We start from the raw sequence: 19916 nt of genomic DNA, 5'->3' as shown, positions 1-19916 counted from the left end.
CCTCTATTTAAATTTAGGTTTATAAAATTGACGACGGTCTAAAGCAAAGATTGGTTCGGTAAATTCGCCACCTTCAATTTTTGCTGTTTCGCTTAACATCATGTTTAAGTTGGCATCCATTAAGTCAATTTGATGAATCAATTCAGCTTCAACAATTTGGGGGACTACTGGACTGCCAAACTCTAATTTACCATGATGCGCTAGAACGACGTGTTTCAGTAATACAATCGATTCCATTTCAGGATTAATATTGATTTCACGACAGGCTTGATCAATTAACTCCGACATGATGACAATATGTCCCATCATTTTTCCTTTTAACGTATATTCCGTTGAGACAGGACCACTTAATTCAATCGTCTTACCAATATCATGAAGGATAATCCCCGAAATTAATAAAGACGCATTTAAATCAGGATAGATTTTTAATAAGCTTTTAGCAATTCTTAACATTGAAACCGTATGGAAACTTAAACCTCCAAACATTGCATGATGAAATCTTTTCGCTGCTGGATAACTATAAAAGTCCTCTTCTACGGTATTCAAAATTTTATGGACAATACGTACAATATTAGGTTCTCGAATTAAGAAAATGGCCTCATCAATTTCGCGTTTAATATCTTCACGTTTGACTTCAACCCGTTCTAAATAGAGAGAGGGATCATTTGGTTCGCCTTCTTCAGCTAGTCGTAATTGTTTAATCTTCACTTGCGATTTTCCTTGATAACTATCGCGCATACCGCGTACAAATACAACTTTTCCGGTTTGGAATTTGGCAATTTCCTCATCAGTAGCAGACCAATACATACCATCCATCGAACCTGACTGGTCTTGGAAACTAAAAGCGATAAATGGTTTACCAGTTCGTGCAATTTTTACTTCTGCTGATTTTATTAATAAAAAGAGGTTAAAATCTTCACCTGTTTGAATATCATACAAATAAGTCATTATTCCACCGCCTTTTCTTCTACTTGTTCAATCTCGGATAAATCAATCGTCTGTTCTTCTCTAAATGATTCAATCGCTTGTTGATCAAAAGTAAAGAACAAGACTTGGGTTGTTTCACTAAATTGCTCTAACACTTGGTACATGCTTGTTTTTCTAAATTCATCGAAATTAACAAATGCATCATCAATAATAATCGGTAATTTTACCATTGAAGTAGCACTTTCAACAAATGCTAATCGTAATGCGACATACAATTGCTCTAAGGTACCTTGTGATAGTTCATGTGGTTCAAATAAAATACCACTAAACTGCATCACTTTAACACCTTGTTTATTCAGCTTGATTTGCGTATATCGTCCATAAGATAAACGTTCAAATATTTCATTCGCACGTTCAATCATAGCAGGTACTGGATCACCAATCCCATAACGGAGTGTTTTGAAAATTAATTCCATCGCAATACGTTTAGATGTCCACTCTAAAACCGCTTCTCTGACTTCAGCTTCTTTTATGGCTAATTGCTGTGTTAGATTTTGATACGTTCCATCTGATTCTAGATTACGAATCGCTACTTCTAAATTCGCACGTTCAGAATGATGAGGTACTAATTGTTCGCGTGTTAGTTCCATCTTAGCTTCTAATCGTTTATAATCTTCAACTAGCGCTTGTTTATTCACTACTTCTGCAAGTGCTTCTTCGAAACCGGCCATTTGTTGTTGATATAACTCATGTTTTTCGGTTAATTCTAAAATACGTTCATTATCACGAACCTTGTCAAAGAAAATTAATTGATTTTGACTATTCGTTGTCGCTAATATGTCATCAATTAAAGCTTGATCATCGGTAACTTTTTGTTTCAATTGTTCAATTTTAGTTTCGGCTTCAGTAATGCGGTCATTTAAATTTTGACCTCTGAACTGCGTTACTTTCAATTGGGCTTCCAATTCTTCAACATAGCGAATTTGAGCCCGTACCGATTCATCATCAAATGGGAAACGTTCGAATAATGGTTGTAATAAAGCACGCCAATCGTTAATCAATTGTAGATTATGTTCTTTTTCTTCAATGAATTTTTCTTTTACTGATTGCGCTTCGAAATACGCTTTTACCGGATTGGTTTTAAGGACTAATTCAGGATCAGCAGTTGGATAAAACCCTATTGAAACTAACCATTTTTGTAAAGCTTTATTGACTTCTTCACGTTCTTCCACAATTTTTTCTAAGGCTTCATCACGTTGATTTATTTGAATGCTAATTGCTTTACTTTGTTCTTGATAATCGCTTTCTTTCTCCCTTAATTCTTGTATTTTGCTAACGATTGGACTATTGTGAAAAATATTAAATCGTTTACGATGTTCAAAAAAGACATAGAGCGAACTCACTAAACCAATAACGGTTAGAATAGCCCCTAACCAGAATAAGAAATTCAAATTAAAGACTGAATTAATCAGTTGAGAACCCATTAACATTAAACCTAAAAACAGGAAAACGACACCCATTAAGTAGTGTTTTAGACTGGTTTCTTCAATCAAGACCGCTTCATCATTCATGCGTTGATTTTCAAGTTTCGCGACTTGCGAACGGATAATGGCACTATAATGCTGTTGTTCTTTGCGTTGTTCCAAATAAACTTTACGCTCGGATTTCAAATTATCTTCTTGTTTGGCTAAATCAATTTTTTTAGATTGAATATCAAGTCCGCTTTCTAATTTTAGTTGATATTCATTATCATCAGCAACGCGTTCAGGATAAAATTGACCTCTGGCCGCTAATTCGTGCATCAATTTTTCTTGTTCATCAATCCGTGCTTGAGCATACTCAATTTTAGCTTGGATGTCTTTGGCTTGTTGAGTTTTTGATAACCATACTTTACGTTCCTCTTCATGGTTCACTGCCCAATTTAAACGGGTCATCGTTCCTAATTCCCCACGAATTAACTCAATCTTTTCTTCTAATTGCCTAATTTCTGAGTGATTGTCAGAAATATTACGATTCGCTTGTTTAATCTTTTGTGGCATCTCGTCTTCAATCTTGGTAAAAACGAGTTGATCTAATTCACGCACAGTTGCTCTATCTTTGATAAATATGTCATAGCGTCCGATTAACTTGTCTAATTCGCGCATAGAGTTATCTAATTCTTTAATATTAGCGTTTAATTCGGCAATTGTTTTTTCTTCATCTTGTCTTTTTTGCAATAATTGATCATATTGTTCCATAGTTTCCTTGGCAGCTTCAACTTTATAGGCTAATTGATCATATTCACTTAATAATAGATTAAGTGGGCGATTTTGTGCTTGGGGACGATAAAAATCATCGGTTTCTTTTTCTAATGACTTGGCAATTTTTACAAATTGATCACTTCCAACGGTCCCAATACTTAAGAAATAATCATTAATTTGCTCGGTGTCTAATTGTGAAAGTTCTTGTAAATTTTGCAAATTAAAAGCATAAAATGTATCAAATAAGCGTTCATCAAGCCCAGATAATAATGTTTCCAATAACGCTGGGTCCTTTTCTTCTCCATCTACTGTATGAATTGAAAATTTGGAATCTGTTCGTTCAATCCATAAATCGCCTTCAGGGGTATCCATTAATAAAATACGCCCACCATAGCGACTACCTAATTTAGGTTCATAGCGATTGAGTTGATTGACACGACGGTGTTTGGTAGGAAAACCAAATAAAATACTTCGGATAAAAGATTGTAAAGTTGATTTTCCAGCTTCATTTGGACCATAAAACAATTGTAACTCTTCATCAATTTCAAAGCTTTTGTCAACCCATTTACCATAACCATAAATATCTAACTTTTTAATTTTCATGGTTATCCTCCTCCGATTCGATACTCAAAGTTTGCAGTAATCGTTGATTAGCTTTTTCAAGAGCATCATTTTTTAAATCCTCGGTTAAAATACTCCCTTTTAACCATTTTCTCATGACCGGATGTTTCGTAATCTCTTTAATGACTGTATCGTATAATTCTCCATCCTTAAATTCTTGAAGAGTCGCTAAATAACTCTCATTCAATAATGGGTCATATTCAAAAACCTCTAATCGATTGTCCGTCAATAATTTTATTTTAACTACTTTAGTAAAGCGTTTCGCCTCATAATTCGGTTGAAATACTTCTGTTAATTGCCCAGATTCAATTTGTTCTTGTAATGCATTGGATAATTTATGAGCATCATTCAAATGAATCGTTAATAAATAAGATTGCTGAGTCCCTTCAGATTCTGCTTCATAATTAGTAACAATGTCTTGAATTTCTGAAATAATCCGCTGTTGATCCCAATCATAATCGCAATATAAATTAGCTGTTTCCCAGACAATGGATGCAAGCGACACAAACTCATTTAAGGTAGGTTGATTTTGACGTAATTCAACTATATAAGCGCCTTTATCTCCCGATTCTTTGGCATTCTTTCCTTGAATAATCCCTGGATATTGAATTAAAGGTACTTCGTTTAGAACCATAGCTTGATGAATATGGCCAAGTGCCCAATAATCATATTCCTTGCTTAATAAATCTTGTAAGCTAAAAGGTGCGTAATTGGCGTGTTCGTTTTCAGTAGAATCTAAAGAACCATGTAATAAACCAATGGTGAAATCAGTTGCTCTCGGATTAATCGGATACTTTTCAATCATTCGTTCTTTAATCCAACGATGATTATAGCTAAAACCATAAATGCGGATGGTTTCATTATTTTTAGTGGTAATATCAAAATGCTTCACCAATTCTTCCTCAAATAAATAAACATTGTCAGGATAATTCATTGATAAGTAATTCGGCTCGTAATAATCATGATTACCATGACCGATGACGACTGGAATTTCTGCTTGTTTTAGACGATTCATTTGCTGAAAGAAAAAATGCTTAGCCGCAATGGTTTGCTTAGTCGCATCATAAATATCACCTGAAACTAACATTAAATCTATTTTTTGATTAATCGCGATTGAGACACATCGTTCAAAAGACTCAAAGGGAGCTTGAATCAACTTTTGTTGTAATTGATAATCTTGTTTAGCAATCCCACTAAAAGGAGTATCTAAATGTAAGTCAGATACATGTAGTAATTTCATAGCTGACTCCTTTCAAATTTGTTTTAAAAAATACCAACTGACGCAAATCGACTTCGATTGACACGCAGTTGGCAATTCAGATGCAAAATAAACTATTGTTCGTTATTTTCGCTATAAACTTCTTGCAATGGTAATGTAATGATGCGATTAATGTCTTCCATAATTTGACTTAACTGACGTTCACTTTCCATTAATTTATTAATAGACTCATTGTCCATCACTTTTTCTGAAAGTTCTTGATAATCTTTAATTTCATCTTCTGTTGGTTGTTGACCAGTCATTTGTTTCATTTGGAAACTTTGTCCCATTTGTTTAAATTCTTCAAATAATTCATTAGATGCACTATCTTCTTTAATTGATTTCATTGTTTCTACTAAATTTTTATAAGCATCTAAGCTACGTAAATCACGTTCTAATTGATTCGCTGTATCATAAATGTTGTTTTGTGTCATTTTCTAGTCATCTCCTTTTAAGTTACGTTACTATCATATCAAAATATAGATCATTCTACAATGATGCTGGGCATAAACTTGAAAATTCAGTCAAGTGATTGCTCGATAATTCAAAGCGCAGTGGTTGAGTGGTCTCAATCTGCGTCTTAATGACTTGTTTGAGGCCTACTCAACTGTGCGGGGGTAGGCCGACGAAGCGAAAATTATTCAGTTTTCTACTTCTGGTCTACTCCCAACTGTGCGGGGGTGGACAGACAAAGCGAAAATCATTTGATTTTCTACTTTTGGTCCACTCCCAACTGTGCGGGGGAGGCCGACGAAGCGAAAATCATTTGATTTTTTACTTCTGGTCTACTCCCAACTGTGCGGGGGTGAACTGACGAAGCGAAAATCATTCGATTTTTTACTTCTGATCCTCTCCCGTTAGTTTTCATTTTTTCACTTAGCTTTATTTAATTGCATTAAAATGGTAATTCAACTGTCTCTAACCACTCACTAGCTGATTGCCATAAGTCTGAAGCCTCGTTGCCTAATCTATCGACGACTTTATTTAAGGTTTCGCCCGCACCTTCTAACCATGCTTTAAAATCATCACCAAAAATATCTTCATCGATAAAGTTACTATCCGCTTCCATCTGCGAGGCCATCTGTACCTTAAACGGTGTTTGCGGTGAACTTAACATCAAATTGGTTGTTTGAATATTGAATAGACTACCCATCCCTGTCGGCATCAATTCATCTAGATTACCATCACCAACGTTATCTAAACCAACCCAAGTAACAATGGTAAAATCTGGTGTATAACCTACCATCCATTTATCACGGGTTTGCATATTGCCTTCGCTCACTTCAGTCGAACCTGTCTTACCGGCAATTAATCCATAATCGGGGCCAGCACCATAAGCCGTACCATAACCACCATAAGTATCAAGCATCATACTCGTCATATCAGCTGAGACATTGGCAGTCATCACCTTATATTTCGTTGGGTTTTCATTATTATAAACTACTTTACCACTTGGGTCTTCAATTCGACGTATAAAATTACTTTCTAAACGCACGCCATCATTACTAAAAGCAGAATAGGCTGATGCTAATTGCTGCGGTGAAACACCGTTTTTCATCGCACCTAAAGCAAGAGTTAAAGACTTATCTTCTTCATCGACCTTAATCCCAAATTGCGCTAATTTATTAACGGCGGTATCAATTTTAAATTGATCCATTAAATAAACAGCACTGGTATTTTTACTTTGAGCTAAGGCATAATAAAGTTCAACTTCACCGGTATCCGACACTTTACGGTCATAGTTTTCTGGTGCGTAATTATCACTACCATATCCTTTTACAACATCGGGGACCATCGAATGGATAGTATAACCTCTTTCCAAAGCACTCACATAGACAGCTATGGGTTTAATGGTCGAACCAGGAGAACGATACATATCAGTCGCACGGTTGAAGCCACGATAGGTATATTCGCCACGTCCCCCATAAACCGCCATTACGCCACCAGTTTTAGGGTCAACCACTACACTAGCACTTTGGACGGTTGGTTCAATCCCATCATCACCAAAAATCCAGTCGTTCGTATATGAAGCATCAATCGCATTTTGATAATCTGTATTTAAATACGTATAAATCTTATAACCACTTGAAACTAACTCATCTTCAGGGATTTTCGCTTTGGCAACTGCTTCAGAAATGGTCGCATCAAAATAAAACGGATATTCATGACTCACCGTATCATAATAAGCATCGTTCAACACAATCGAACTGACTTTAATATTTTCAACCTCAGACTGTGAAAGAATGCCTTCTTTATACATTAAATCAGCAATGACATTACGACGATCAATCGCTGCTTCATAATCATCAATCGGATTAAAAATATTAGGTCCTTTTAAAATACCAGTTAAGACCATACTTTCATTATAATCTAAGGTTGCGGCACTATGTCCAAAGTAACGCATAGAAGCATCCTCAATCCCCCAGACTCCATTACCAAAATAAGCATGGTTTAAATACATCTCTAAAATTTGATCTTTGGTATATTTCTTTTCAACTTCTAATGCCAAGAAAAATTCTTTTAATTTACGATTGAACGTTTGGTCCAACGTTAAAAATGCATTTTTTACTAATTGTTGTGTAATCGAACTTCCCCCACCACCGGTAGTGTTCCGATTTATAATTAAGCGTACAAAAGCCCGCCCCATCCCAATTGGGTCAAAGCCAACATGTTGATAAAATCGTTTATCCTCGGTATTGACGACTACTTCACGCATCGGAGTAGAAATATTTTCTAAACTAACATAACTCCCTTTTTGATCGCGTAAAGTCCCAGCTACTTCATCATTTATATCTAGGACTGTTGTATGAGACATTAAAGCTTCTTGTAAAGTATCTACAGAAGTTGTTTTTGCAATCAGAACTAAATAACTGGATAAGATTAAAGACAGTGTCATCCCTATGAAGATGAGCCATTTCCATCCACGATAATAGCGCCATAAATTTTTGATGCCTTGCCAGATATGACTCGACTTTTTTTGATTAGCCATTTGCGGCACCACCTTTCTTTCATCTATTTCTTCACTTACTATATTATAAAATAAATTAGAAGAAAAATAGACTATCCTGCTACTAATTTGTTAAATATCGATTAATTTCATGTAAAATAGTAAGTAATTCATATTTAATCACGAAAAAAGACTGGGAGCAACCCCAGCCCTTCATCATTTTTCGTCAAAAATAATTAAGCATTTGCTTTTAAACGCTCAACTTCACGTGCAATTTCAACTTCTTCATTCGTTGGAATATTTAGTACCACTACTTTAGAGTCTTCAGTTGAAATAACTGCTTCTTTACGTGTATCATTACGTTCTGCATCAACTTCTGCACCAAATACAGTGATACCATTGATAACATCTTCACGGACAGGAGCTGAGTTTTCCCCAATCCCAGCTGTAAAGACAATCGCGTCAACACCATTCATTACCGCAATATATTGACCAATGTATTTTTGAATACGGTTAATAAAAATCTCGTATGCTAATTTAGCACGTTCATTTGTTTCTTTGGCAGCCATAATTTCACGCATATCACTTGAAATGCCAGAAATTCCTAGTAAACCAGATTGTTTTTGGAAAATATTTAACATTTCATTGATATCATTGATTTCTAATTTTTTCATTAGGAATGGAATGATTGAAGCATCGATATCACCTGTACGTGTTCCCATTGTCACCCCAGCTAAAGGTGTGAACCCCATAGAAGTATCGACTGCTTTACCACCTTCAACCGCAGTAATGGACGCACCATTACCTAAGTGGCAAGTAATAATTTTTAAATCTTCAATGTTTTTACCTAACATTTCAGCGGCACGACGGCTAACATAACGGTGACTCGTTCCGTGAGCTCCATATTTACGTGCTTTGAAATTTTCATAATATTCATATGGTAAACTATATAAATAATTTTCAGCAGGTAAAGTTGTATGGAATGAAGTGTCAAACACTGCTGCCATTGTTGCATTAGGAACGCGCTCTTTAAACGCACGCATAACTGCTGCTTCTGCTGCATTATGTAATGGCGCAAATTCTGCTAATTCATCTACTTGATCAATTACTTCGTCATCTATTAAAGCTGAATCTTTAAATAACTCGCCACCTGCTACTACACGATGACCAATTCCCGTAATTTCATCAAATGAATGAATCACATTATTCGCTTCTAATTGTTCAAATAAGATTTCAACCGCACGATCGTGAGTTGCGATATCCTCCACTAATTTCACTTCTTGGTCGTCACCATATTCTAATTTGAATACAGAGTCATTAATCCCAATACGTTCTACTAATCCCTTAGCGATGACTGTTTCCTCAGGCATCGTATACAATTGAAATTTTAAACTTGAACTACCAGCGTTCACTGCCATAGTAATAGACATTTAACATGTTCCCCATTTCTAAATAATTTTACATAAGACTATTATAACATTAAACACTTTAATTTTTTAGTATTAAATTGAAAAAGTCTTATAAAATTTGTGAATAGAAACATGATAAGCTAAAAAACGACTCCTATTGTACAAATACTTTTGCTTCATTTGATTGTGAAATAATTAATCAGTTTTTAATCAGATAGCCGTTTACAGTTTTATTTTGAGTGGTATAATGGTTGATGAATAATATAGAAATTAGGAGCTTTCAATGAAAAGAATAAATGATTATCTCAAAATGGAAACATCAACCATTATTTTCTCAATCGTGATGATTACTCTGGGTTGCGCAATCTATGCGGTAGGTATTAATAGTTTTGTTCTACCTAATAAATTTGCCAGTGGTGGTGTCGCGGGTATTGCGATTATTTTATACTATATGCGCCAAATTAATGTTGGGGCCACCAACTTTATCCTGAATGCGATTTTACTGCTTATCGGATGGAAATTTATTGAAAAAAGAACACTGGTCTTCACCATTTATGCCTTAGCTATGATGAGTTGGTTTATGGAAATTATCCAAACACCTGGATTTACCTCAGAAAATGTCTTAATTTCTTCGATTGCTGGTGGTGTCATCATGGGGATTGGTATGGGGATTATTGTCCGTGGTAATGGAACAACTGCCGGAACCGATATTATTGCTTTAATGTTAAAAAAATTCTTTGGTTTAAGTTTTTCACTGGGTGTCTTCATAGTTAATTTATTAATTATTATCGCAAGTTCTTTTGTTATTGGGCTAGAAAATGCGATTGTCACGTTAATTATGAAGTTCATTACTAGCTATATGATTGATATTTTCACTGAAGGTTTTGACCGTCGTAAATCGCTAATGATTATCTCTGAAAAACAAGATGAAGTAGCGCATGCCATTATTGAACAAGTTGGTCGTGGCTTAACAGTTTTGAAAGCCTATGGTTATTACAGTCATCGTGAGAAAGATGTTTTATATGTCATTGTCAGTCGTCATCAAGTCGTCCAAATTCAACGATTAATCTCAAAAATTGATGCTAAGGCCTTTGTCACCATCTCTGATGTCCAACAAGTCATTGGTCAAGGCTTCACTTTCTACAATGCCGACAATCGTAATAAGCGATTTTATTCAGATAATGCCAATTACTAATTCACACTAAGATAATGATACCGACAAGGAGCATTAAGAAAACGCCTCGCTTGTCCCTTTCCTCCCTGAAAATCATTGGATAAATTTTGAAAAAAATTAAACGTACGTCAATGTTACAAAAATAATCGGCGACGAGATAGAATTTTATCGTTTCTATCCCGTCACCGATTTTTTAATTAATCTTAATCTTCGTCCATTTGTAAGATAGCCATGAATGCTTCTTGAGGTACTTCTACAGACCCCACTTGCTTCATTCGTTTCTTACCTTCTTTTTGTTTTTCCAATAATTTCTTACGACGTGAAACGTCCCCACCATATAATTTGGCTGTTACATCTTTACGTAATGCTTTAATATTTGTTCTCGCAATAATCTTTTGCCCGACCGCAGCTTGGATTGGCACTTCGAATAATTGACGCGGAATAATGCCACGCAATTTCTCGACTAATTCGCGGCCGCGACCATAAGCGAAATCTTTATGAACAATCATACTAAAGGCATCGATTAAATCACCATTTAATAAAATATCCATTTTTACTAAGTTAGATGGTTTGTAACCAATGATTTCATAATCTAAGGAAGCGTAACCTTTAGTATTAGATTTTAATTTATCAAAGAAGTCATAAATAATCTCTGCCATCGGCAATTCATAAACAACATTGACACGATAATCATCTAAGTAATCCATCGTAATAAAGTTACCACGTTTACGTTGACCAATATCCATTACTGCCCCAACATAGTCATTAGGCACCATAATCGTTGCTTTAACATATGGTTCGAAAATCTGATCAACTTCAGTTGCTGGAGGCATCATACTTGGGTTATCAACAACTACTTCTTCACCATTCGTCTTTAATACTTTATATATAACCGATGGTGCGGTCGTAATTAAATCAATGTTAAATTCTCTTTCTAGACGTTCTTGAATCACATCCATATGTAGTAAACCTAAAAATCCAGTACGGAAACCAAAACCTAATGCTTGTGACGTTTCCGCTTCGAATTCTAAAGCGGCATCATTTAACTGTAGTTTTTCCAAAGCCTCACGCAAATCGTTATAGTCATTGGATTCAACCGGATAGAGACCAGCAAAAACCATTGGATTTAATTTACGATAGCCTTCTAACGGTTCTGCTGCCGGTCGATCAGCTGATGTGATGGTGTCACCTACCCGTGTATCTTGAACCGTCTTAATTCCGGCCGTTAAATAACCAACATCCCCAACCATTAAATAGTCACGCTTAATTGGTTTTGGAGAAAATACACCTACTTCGATTACTTCAAATTCTTTGCCATTACTCATTAAACGAATTGTGTCACCTGGTTTAACCGTCCCATTCACAATTCGGACATTTAAGACAACGCCGCGATAACTATCGTAAGCTGAGTCAAAGATTAAAGCTTGTAAGGGTTCATCAATATCCCCCATCGGTGCAGGCACCTTTTCAACTACTTGCTCTAAAATTTGGTCAATTCCAATACCGGCTTTGGCACTCGCAAAAACAGCTTCACTGGCATCTAAACCAATAACGTCTTCAATTTCTTGTTGAACTCTTTCTGGATCGGCTGCTGGTAAATCAATTTTATTAATAACCGGCAAAATCTCTAAATCATTATCCAACGCTAAATAAACATTCGCTAAGGTTTGTGCTTCAATCCCTTGTGCTGCATCGACAACCAATAGCGCCCCTTCACAAGCGGCTAATGAACGCGATACTTCATAAGTAAAGTCGACGTGACCTGGCGTATCGATTAAATGAAAAATATACTCTTCACCGTCATTGGCTTGATACTTCAACTCAACAGCATTTAACTTAATGGTAATGCCTCGTTCACGCTCTAAATCCATTGAATCAAGCAATTGGTCTTGCATCTCCCGATCTGAAACCGTATGGGTTTGTTGTAAGATACGGTCAGCCAAAGTTGATTTACCATGGTCGATATGGGCAATAATCGAAAAGTTTCTTATTTTTTGTTGTCTTTTTAACATATCATCTCTTAAAGACATAATTTCACATCCTTTTGCTTGAATTCAATAAAAACTTATTTCAAGCTTTATACATACATGATTAATATTAACAAATTTTCGCTTAATTGAATAGTCATTTTTATCATATTCTCTTAAGTTTTCATTGACAATGACACTTTATACAATGGTCTTATAGTATCAAACTATCTTATGAGAAACAACTATTTGATTTTCTATCATTTTAAGGCAATTTACCCACTTCAACATTCATGGTGTTTTGCCACATAAATAAGAGACTGGATGAAACTTAATAAAATTTCTTCCCAGTCCCTTTTATTATTTAATGATAGAATAGTTAAAATCGTGTCAAACTTTGACGTTATATATTACTACTTACACAAAAAACACACGATTTTAAACGGATTAAATCGATTCTTACTAACGACTCATTTAGCCCTATGGAATATAGTAATAAGCGCCATTAGTTAAGATTTCAGCCACTTGATGAACTGACATATCAGGACTTAATTCATATTCTCCCGCTTGGATTAGTGTATCTAAGCCCCAGTTTGCAATAATTTCTTGTAATTCAGCTGAATCTTGAATAATGCCTTCCTCTGCCAAACGATTCGCGATCGTCGTTGAATCTTCCCCTTCACTAATCGTGAAAGTAGTAGTTGATCCTGCTTCAGCTGCTACTTCATCATTATTTTCTTCATTCGTTGCTTCAGTCGATTCGTCTTCGGCTACCGTACTTTCTTCACCACTGGTTGGTTCAATAGAATTACCAGAAGTTGTTTCTTCTTTCTTTTCTGATTGTTTGTTCATTTGCTCTTCTAAGGCTGACATATTCTCAGACAATTTTTGTTTTTCTGACTCTAAATTACTCTTTTCTTCTTGTAATTTACTTACTTCTTCACGATATTGTGCTAATTCCTTATCGTTATTAGAACCATTAAACAAAGAGTTAACTGTCACACCCGGCACCGGTACATTTCCTTGACCGAAGACAGCATAAGCTCCTGATAATAATGCCGCACATAAAAAGCCAATTCCCATTGATCTTAATGTTTGTTTACTCATGAAATCATTCCTTTCTAACGATTTTCGATGTAATCATCAACAATCGTTTGAACGGTTTTAACATTCAATGCAACATCAGCTGCAATTTCTTGCATGGTGAATCCTTGAGAATATAAACGAATGACTTCTTCTTTAGTTAATTCGGAAACTTCTGTAGTATCAACCATGTCAACTTCTTCTACTAATTGTTCTTCATCAACAACTGTTTCGTTAGGATAATTTTGGTCGTTACCATAGACTAAAGGAGCAGGTTCTTTTAATTCTTGCTCAATTTCAGCTACTCTCGTTTTAATATTATATAATTCTCTTGATTGTTGAATTTGAAATTCTTCTAATTGATTTTCAATTTTTTGATCGTCTTTTGCATAAATAGAAGCAATCAATAATACGATGGCGATTGCTAATAACGCAATCACTAAAATCCATATATCCATAAGGCACCTCTTTCATTATTCATACTTTCTATTTTATTCAAAAAACTGAAAATTTTCAATAGAAATGCTATTACAATCAGATTAAGTTTTTCAAAAAAGTTGAAATAAATAGCGTACTGAAAGTATAATAGAAGAAAGTATAGCTTTTTTATGGAGGAAATATGAAACAGGAAGAACATACAACCAAAGCCTTATATCTACTAAAGGATACAGGTAAACATGGGTTATTCAAAATAATTTTTAGTCGTACCGGCGTTATTACCATTTTATTATTAGTTCAAATTTTCTTCCTCTTCTCAATGTTTAAGTGGTTTGGTGAATATTTTCCAATAATCAATGGTATTTCCCTTACATTTTCAAGTTTTATTGTTATTTATATTTTAAACTCACACAAAATTAGTGCCACTGCCAAAACAACCTGGATTATGGTAATTATGACTTTCCCAATTTTTGGTGGCTTGCTTTTTGCTTATACTCAAAGTAATTTAGGTCACAGAATTTTAGCGCGTCGGGTTAATCATTCCATCGTCCGCAGTGAACACAAAATTCGCCAGAATCCACAAGTAATGGAAGAACTAACAAAAATCAATGAAGGAACTGCTACCCTTGCTCACTATCTGAGATTAAATGGTAATTATCCTGTTTATAATCAAACAACGACTGAGTACTTTAAAACCGGTGAAGATAAATATCAGGCAATGATGATTGAATTAGAAAAAGCCCAACATTTTATCTTTTTAGAGTATTTTATTATTCAAGAAGGTGAAATGTGGGGCCATATACTAGAAATACTCGCCAGAAAAGCAGCCGAAGGGGTTGAAGTGCGTGTAATGTACGATGGTACCAATGCCTTTACCAAAGTTCCTTGGGATTATGATGCGAAGATACGTCAATTAGGAATTCAATGTAAGATGTTCGCACCGATTACCCCCTTTGTATCCACTCACTATAATTACCGGGATCACCGTAAAATACTGGTTATTGATGGACACACGGCCTTTACCGGTGGCGTTAACTTAGCAGATGAATACATTAACTTAACTCACCGCTTTGGTCATTGGAAAGATACTGCCATTATGTTAAAAGGTGATGCGGTTAAGACCTTTACTCTGATGTTTTTACAACTATGGAATATGGATGAAAATAAACCGCGTTATTCAGCTTATTTAAATGAAGCCAATCCCCTACCTAACAAACAAACTGGTTTTATCATTCCTTATGGCGACGAACCCTTTGATTACGAAAAAGTTGGCGAAAATGTTTATATTGATATCTTATATCGTGCTAATCAATATGTACACATTATGACCCCTTACTTAATTCTTGATAGTGAATTAGAAAATGCTATCAAATTTGCTGCCAAACGTGGTGTGGAGGTAAAAATCATTTTACCTGGTATTCCTGATAAGAAAATTCCTTTTGCCCTTGCAAAAACATACTACGCCTCTTTAATGGATGCTGGTGTTGATATCTATGAATATACGCCTGGTTTTATCCACGCAAAAGTTTTTGTCAGTGATAATGATACGGCGGTTGTCGGTTCCATTAATTTAGATTATCGTAGTTTGTACCATCATTTTGAATGTGGTGTTTTACTTTATAAAACAGACTCGATTGCCGATATTGAAGAGGATTTCCAAGAAACATTAGGAATGTCAGAACTTATCTTATTTGATAAACTGAATAGTCGTCCCTTTACTCAAAAATTAACAGGGTGGATCGTTAAAATCTTTGCGCCATTATTATAAAAGATGGTGCATAATTGCTAAATTATTATCATAAAGTTTGTCTAAATTATTCCTTAATGTATATAAATTATTGATTCCAAAGAGACCGAGTATAAGTTTAATGCCAACTACTCAGTCTCTTCTTTTATGTTATAATAAAATCTGACTTTGTAAAAAATCTTCAAGACGAAAGGATGTCCATAATGACCTATCAATATATTTTTATCGATTTAGACGATACGATTTTTGATTTTCAAAAAAGTGAACAAAAAGCCTTTAAAAAATTAACGGAACATATCGGTTTCCCCTACTCAGATGACCTATTCAAGCAATTTAAACAATATAATCAACAACTATGGCATCAAATCGAATTAGGGACGCTTACTAAGTCAGAACTACTCGCAACCCGCTTTCCTAATTTTTTTGAGCAGTTAGGTTTTTCGGTAGTACCTGATGATATGGATGATTATTTCCGGGATCAACTTGCAGAAGCTGGTGATTTGATTGATGGTGCAGAGAACTTCTTAAATACGCTACAACAACATCAAAAAACATTACTCGCAGCATCCAATGGTGTCTATCCAACACAAATAAAACGTCTAAATAAAACCGGCATCATCGACTATTTTGACTATATCTTTATCTCAGAAAAATTAGGGTTTAGTAAACCTGATGCTCGCTTTTTCGAAGAATCATTTAAACAAATTAATAATTTTGATTTTGAACAAGCGATTATGATTGGCGACAGTCTTACCTCTGATATGCGTGGAGCGCACAATATTCAGTTGCATTCTATTTGGTATAATCCTCACCAAAAGCAACAGCCAGACGACTTAACCATCACCTATCAAGCACAAAACTTTAAAGAAATATTAGATATTTTAATTTAAACTATCAGTGGACGAGCGATAAAAACCAGCACTTTGGTAAACTTGTCCACTTTTTATTCAACCTTTTATACTAATGAATTCTAATCAAGAGCAAAACTCAATCGTTTTTCAACTTTTTGTCTAATTCTTACTGTACGGGAGGTGAATAAACAATTCGAGAATCAATCGATTTGCTTCATTTTTTACTCCGATTAAGGTTTAAAAAAACAACTGAATTCGTCTTTAACAGCCTTTCTAAAACCTATACCTAATCACCAGGGAAAATTCTTCTATTCACAACCAAAAGCACACAGCCAACAAAATACAGTCAACCTAATATCTTAAATATCACAAACAAAAAAAGAGTGAATTCGCAATAGTTACTTAATGTCCCTATATCGATTCACTCTATCTTTATTTATCTTTTCATCTTAAACATATTGACGTTTTTCACCGTTCATATAAGCAGCATCAATTAAGCCGCCACCTAAACATTCTTCGCCACGATAAAAGACAACTGCTTGGCCTGGTGTTACTGCACGCACTGGTTCATCAAAAATAACTCTCGCTTTAGTGCCTGATTCATCCAATTGCACTTTCACGTTAATATCTTTTTGACGATAACGGAATTTAGCTGTACATTCAAATTCTTTTTCCGTCCAATTATCAGTTGTAAAATGAATTTCACTTGCTTCTAAATATTCAGAATATAAATTATCATGATGGTAACCTTGACCTACGTATAAGGTTTGAGTCGCTTGGTCTTTACCAATAACAAACCATGGTTCATTAGAAGTACCGGCTGTGCCACCAATTCCAAGACCTTGACGTTGCCCAATGGTATAATACATTAATCCCATATGTTCGCCCATTTCTCGACCATCTAATGTCATCATTTTACCGGGTTTGTTTGGTAAATAATTCGCTAAAAACTCATTAAAATCACGTTCACCGATAAAACAAACACCCGTTGAATCTTTCTTTTTAGCTGTCGCTAAACCAGCTTCTTCGGCAATTTTACGAACTTGTGGCTTTTCTAAATGACCTAATGGGAACATCGCTTTTTTCAATTGTGCTTGTGATAATTGACTTAAGAAATAAGTTTGGTCTTTATTCGCATCTTTACCACGCAATAAATGAACCACACCATTTTCATCTGTTTCCACTTGCGCATAATGTCCCATCGCGATATAATCAGCACCTAATCCCATCGCATAATCTAAAAATGCTTTAAATTTAATTTCTTTATTACACATGACATCAGGATTTGGCGTACGACCATTACGGTACTCTTGTAAGAAATATTCAAAAACGCGATCCCAATATTCTTTTTCAAAGTTGACTGAATAATAAGGAATGCCAATTTGTTCAGCAACTTTTGCTACATCCTCATAATCTTCCGTTGCGGTACAATAGCCCTCATCATCTGTATCGTCCCAGTTTTTCATAAATAAACCGACGACATCATATCCTTGTTGTTTTAATAATAGTGCGGCCACCGATGAATCGACGCCACCACTCATGCCTATTACGACGCGTGTATTTTTGTTATCAGTCAACACATGACCTCCTATTTATATTATTATTTGTGTTCAATCATTACATTTCGATCGACAAAACCATCAAAAATAAAGTTAATTTTTTCTACTAACATCGCATTATTATCTAATTTTGAGACATCAACAGCAGTTAATTCATTACTCGTAACAGTAGAGATTTTTAATGTTTTCAAATCGTTTTTTACTGTCACTTTCAATACTAAACCTCTACGATGTTCCGTATCTAAAGGTCGTTTATATTGAAAATTACCACCTTTAGTCTCCATGAAACCATTATCTCTTAAGGTATAAGGTTTACATTCTGGGCTCATGCTAAATGTACGATTGAATCCTTTTAATGTTGCGGTTGTTGTGAATGCCATAGTTGTTTGGTCCTTTCTTTTAAATTAATTAATTGTTGGATAAAAGTATCAATCTCTTCTTTGGTGTTTTGTTTACCAAATGATAATCGAATACTTTGGTGATGACGCTGGTCATCATTTGGATAATAAGCTGATAAAACATGACTTACTTCTAAACTACCTGCTGAACAAGCACTTCCAGCTGAGATAGCGATATTAGCTAAATCAGTTTGGACTAACAGCTGACTTGCATCAATATTAGGAAAATATAAATTAACAATGTATGGTACTTGATGAGCACCATTACGTTCAAATTGAATGCCCTTTTGCTTGAGTTGAGCCATTAAATAACTCGCTAATTCACTAACGTTGTCTAAATTAGCTTGGTTTGCTAATTCAAAAGCCTTCGTCAACCCTAATATATAAGGAAGATTTTCTGTTCCAGAACGTAACCCGGCTTCTTGTCCACCCCCATGCAATAAAGGCTGAAGCGTCATTTTTTCATCCCATGGTCGATAAGCTAAAAAGCCAATACCTTTGGGCGCACCCAATTTATGACCAGAGGCCGAATAAGAAGTGGCATTTAACGCCTCGAGATCAACTTTACCATGACCAAATGCTTGAACGGCATCAACGTGGAACCATTTAACATGGTCTTTGGCAATTTTTCCGAGTTCTTCAATCGGTAAACGCGCACCTAATTCATTGTTAACCAACATGGCTACCCAACCAATTGTTTGTGGGGTGGTTGCGGCAATAAATTGTTCAATTGAAAAATTTAAATCATGAGGTTTTAAATAAGTGATGTCAAAACCTTGAGTCTCTAAATATTTTAACACTTCTAACACTGATGGATGTTCAATTGCCGTAGCGACAATATGATGACCATAACCTAGTGCTTTTGCTTTCTTTGCTTGTGACAGAATGGCCCAATTATTCGCTTCAGTCGCCCCGCTGGTAAAATATAAATCTGCTTTTGGTAAATGAATCAGCTCTTTTATTTGTTGGCGTGCTTGATTAATTAAATGTTTATTTTTCTTTCCCGCTTGATAAACACTTGATGGATTATAATAATTTTCCAACAAAGCTTCATGGATAACGTTTGCTACTTCTGGATCAACGGGTGTCGTTGCAGCATTATCTAAATATATCACGACACATTCCTCCTTATCACAATATCTATTATACTACATTCCAATTTGTTTGTGTATGGATAATTAAAGGGCCCTATCATTAAAGCACCCATTTAATGAATAACTTCTTCACAAACTTTAAAATTGAATAAGCAATCCTTTTGGTCATTCAAAATGAAAGAATCATACCTTCTTCATTCAAA

General features: G+C 35.1%; 16 protein-coding genes. 3 read left to right on the top strand and 13 right to left on the bottom strand.

Annotation, left to right across the window (positions count from 1 at the left end; translation table 11 throughout):
• Window positions 1–3: 3 nt before the first annotated feature.
• The 7 genes from LB888_RS10830 to LB888_RS10800 all read right to left on the bottom strand — a co-directional run bounded on the left by LB888_RS10830 (window position 4) and on the right by LB888_RS10800 (window position 9423).
• Window positions 4–948 (bottom strand): 3'-5' exoribonuclease YhaM family protein, encoded by a 945-nt coding sequence (locus LB888_RS10830; protein ID WP_318752925.1) that lies wholly within the window; start codon window positions 946–948, stop codon window positions 4–6.
• Window positions 948–3770 (bottom strand): ATP-binding protein, encoded by a 2823-nt coding sequence (locus LB888_RS10825; RefSeq protein ID WP_318752924.1) that lies wholly within the window; start codon window positions 3768–3770, stop codon window positions 948–950. The genes LB888_RS10830 and LB888_RS10825 overlap by 1 nt, the downstream gene beginning before the upstream one ends.
• Window positions 3760–5028, bottom strand: coding sequence for a DNA repair exonuclease (locus tag LB888_RS10820; protein ID WP_318752923.1), 1269 nt, complete (start codon window positions 5026–5028; stop codon window positions 3760–3762). The genes LB888_RS10825 and LB888_RS10820 overlap by 11 nt, the downstream gene beginning before the upstream one ends.
• Window positions 5029–5120: 92 nt before the next feature.
• On the bottom strand, window positions 5121–5480 hold the full coding sequence (locus LB888_RS10815) for a YlbF family regulator (RefSeq protein WP_276645742.1): 360 nt from the start codon (window positions 5478–5480) through the stop codon (window positions 5121–5123).
• A gap of 278 nt (window positions 5481–5758) precedes the next feature.
• On the bottom strand, window positions 5759–5914 hold the full coding sequence (locus tag LB888_RS10810) for a hypothetical protein (RefSeq protein ID WP_318752922.1): 156 nt from the start codon (window positions 5912–5914) through the stop codon (window positions 5759–5761).
• Between the two features lie 27 nt (window positions 5915–5941).
• Window positions 5942–8035: a transglycosylase domain-containing protein gene (locus tag LB888_RS10805; RefSeq protein ID WP_318752921.1), complete on the bottom strand. Its 2094-nt coding sequence runs from the start codon at window positions 8033–8035 to the stop codon at window positions 5942–5944.
• Window positions 8036–8229: 194 nt separating this feature from the next.
• Window positions 8230–9423, bottom strand: a complete 1194-nt coding sequence (locus LB888_RS10800; protein WP_318752920.1) for an acetate kinase — start codon at window positions 9421–9423, stop codon at window positions 8230–8232.
• A 262-nt stretch (window positions 9424–9685) separates the two neighbouring features.
• Here LB888_RS10800 and LB888_RS10795 point away from each other — a divergent pair, with 262 nt between their 5' ends.
• Entirely contained in the window at window positions 9686–10597 is a 912-nt protein-coding gene (locus LB888_RS10795) for a YitT family protein (protein ID WP_318752919.1), read from the top strand.
• 182 nt (window positions 10598–10779) lie between these two features.
• Here the strand turns inward: LB888_RS10795 and lepA are convergent, their stop codons facing one another.
• The 3 genes from lepA to LB888_RS10780 all read right to left on the bottom strand — a co-directional run bounded on the left by lepA (window position 10780) and on the right by LB888_RS10780 (window position 14084).
• The gene (lepA, locus tag LB888_RS10790) at window positions 10780–12606 is read right to left on the bottom strand and encodes a translation elongation factor 4 (RefSeq protein ID WP_318752918.1); all 1827 of its coding nucleotides are present in this window, start codon (window positions 12604–12606) and stop codon (window positions 10780–10782) included.
• A 417-nt stretch (window positions 12607–13023) separates the two neighbouring features.
• Entirely contained in the window at window positions 13024–13650 is a 627-nt protein-coding gene (locus tag LB888_RS10785) for an endolytic transglycosylase MltG (protein ID WP_311919545.1), read from the bottom strand.
• Between the two features lie 14 nt (window positions 13651–13664).
• Window positions 13665–14084 carry a helix-turn-helix domain-containing protein gene (locus LB888_RS10780; protein ID WP_276645725.1) on the bottom strand — a complete coding sequence of 140 codons (420 nt, stop codon included), beginning with the start codon at window positions 14082–14084 and terminating at the stop codon, window positions 13665–13667.
• Window positions 14085–14245: 161 nt separating this feature from the next.
• Between LB888_RS10780 and cls the strand changes: the two genes are divergently transcribed.
• Window positions 14246–15832: a cardiolipin synthase gene (gene cls, locus LB888_RS10775; protein WP_318752917.1), complete on the top strand. Its 1587-nt coding sequence runs from the start codon at window positions 14246–14248 to the stop codon at window positions 15830–15832.
• Between the two features lie 182 nt (window positions 15833–16014).
• Window positions 16015–16701 (top strand): YjjG family noncanonical pyrimidine nucleotidase, encoded by a 687-nt coding sequence (locus tag LB888_RS10770; RefSeq protein WP_318752916.1) that lies wholly within the window; start codon window positions 16015–16017, stop codon window positions 16699–16701.
• 410 nt (window positions 16702–17111) lie between these two features.
• Here LB888_RS10770 and mnmA read toward each other — a convergent pair whose 3' ends face one another.
• From mnmA to LB888_RS10755, 3 genes are read right to left on the bottom strand one after another with little or no spacing between them, the layout of a single operon-like run.
• Window positions 17112–18239, bottom strand: coding sequence for a tRNA 2-thiouridine(34) synthase MnmA (gene mnmA, locus LB888_RS10765; protein WP_066124463.1), 1128 nt, complete (start codon window positions 18237–18239; stop codon window positions 17112–17114).
• A gap of 23 nt (window positions 18240–18262) precedes the next feature.
• Window positions 18263–18601 carry a cysteine desulfurase gene (locus LB888_RS10760; protein ID WP_066124465.1) on the bottom strand — a complete coding sequence of 113 codons (339 nt, stop codon included), beginning with the start codon at window positions 18599–18601 and terminating at the stop codon, window positions 18263–18265.
• Window positions 18574–19734: a cysteine desulfurase family protein gene (locus LB888_RS10755; protein ID WP_318752915.1), complete on the bottom strand. Its 1161-nt coding sequence runs from the start codon at window positions 19732–19734 to the stop codon at window positions 18574–18576. Before LB888_RS10755 ends, LB888_RS10760 begins: the two co-directional genes overlap by 28 nt.
• Between the last annotated feature and the right edge of the window lie 182 nt (window positions 19735–19916).

It is taken from the genome of Globicatella sp. PHS-GS-PNBC-21-1553 (assembly GCF_033564055.1).
Lineage (GTDB): Bacteria > Bacillota > Bacilli > Lactobacillales > Aerococcaceae > Globicatella > Globicatella sulfidifaciens.
Note: the sequence above shows the minus strand (reverse complement) of the source record. Positions and strands in the feature narration are given on the sequence as shown.

Coding starts and splice junctions, on each gene's coding strand:
- LB888_RS10830 (WP_318752925.1), bottom strand. CDS start 948: ATGACTTATTTGTATGATATTCAAACAGGTGAAGATTTTAACCTCTTT.
- LB888_RS10825 (WP_318752924.1), bottom strand. CDS start 3,770: ATGAAAATTAAAAAGTTAGATATTTATGGTTATGGTAAATGGGTTGAC.
- LB888_RS10820 (WP_318752923.1), bottom strand. CDS start 5,028: ATGAAATTACTACATGTATCTGACTTACATTTAGATACTCCTTTTAGT.
- LB888_RS10815 (WP_276645742.1), bottom strand. CDS start 5,480: ATGACACAAAACAACATTTATGATACAGCGAATCAATTAGAACGTGAT.
- LB888_RS10810 (WP_318752922.1), bottom strand. CDS start 5,914: ATGAAAACTAACGGGAGAGGATCAGAAGTAAAAAATCGAATGATTTTC.
- LB888_RS10805 (WP_318752921.1), bottom strand. CDS start 8,035: ATGGCTAATCAAAAAAAGTCGAGTCATATCTGGCAAGGCATCAAAAAT.
- LB888_RS10800 (WP_318752920.1), bottom strand. CDS start 9,423: ATGTCTATTACTATGGCAGTGAACGCTGGTAGTTCAAGTTTAAAATTT.
- LB888_RS10795 (WP_318752919.1), top strand. CDS start 9,686: ATGAAAAGAATAAATGATTATCTCAAAATGGAAACATCAACCATTATT.
- lepA (WP_318752918.1), bottom strand. CDS start 12,606: ATGTCTTTAAGAGATGATATGTTAAAAAGACAACAAAAAATAAGAAAC.
- LB888_RS10785 (WP_311919545.1), bottom strand. CDS start 13,650: ATGAGTAAACAAACATTAAGATCAATGGGAATTGGCTTTTTATGTGCG.
- LB888_RS10780 (WP_276645725.1), bottom strand. CDS start 14,084: ATGGATATATGGATTTTAGTGATTGCGTTATTAGCAATCGCCATCGTA.
- cls (WP_318752917.1), top strand. CDS start 14,246: ATGAAACAGGAAGAACATACAACCAAAGCCTTATATCTACTAAAGGAT.
- LB888_RS10770 (WP_318752916.1), top strand. CDS start 16,015: ATGACCTATCAATATATTTTTATCGATTTAGACGATACGATTTTTGAT.
- LB888_RS10760 (WP_066124465.1), bottom strand. CDS start 18,601: ATGGCATTCACAACAACCGCAACATTAAAAGGATTCAATCGTACATTT.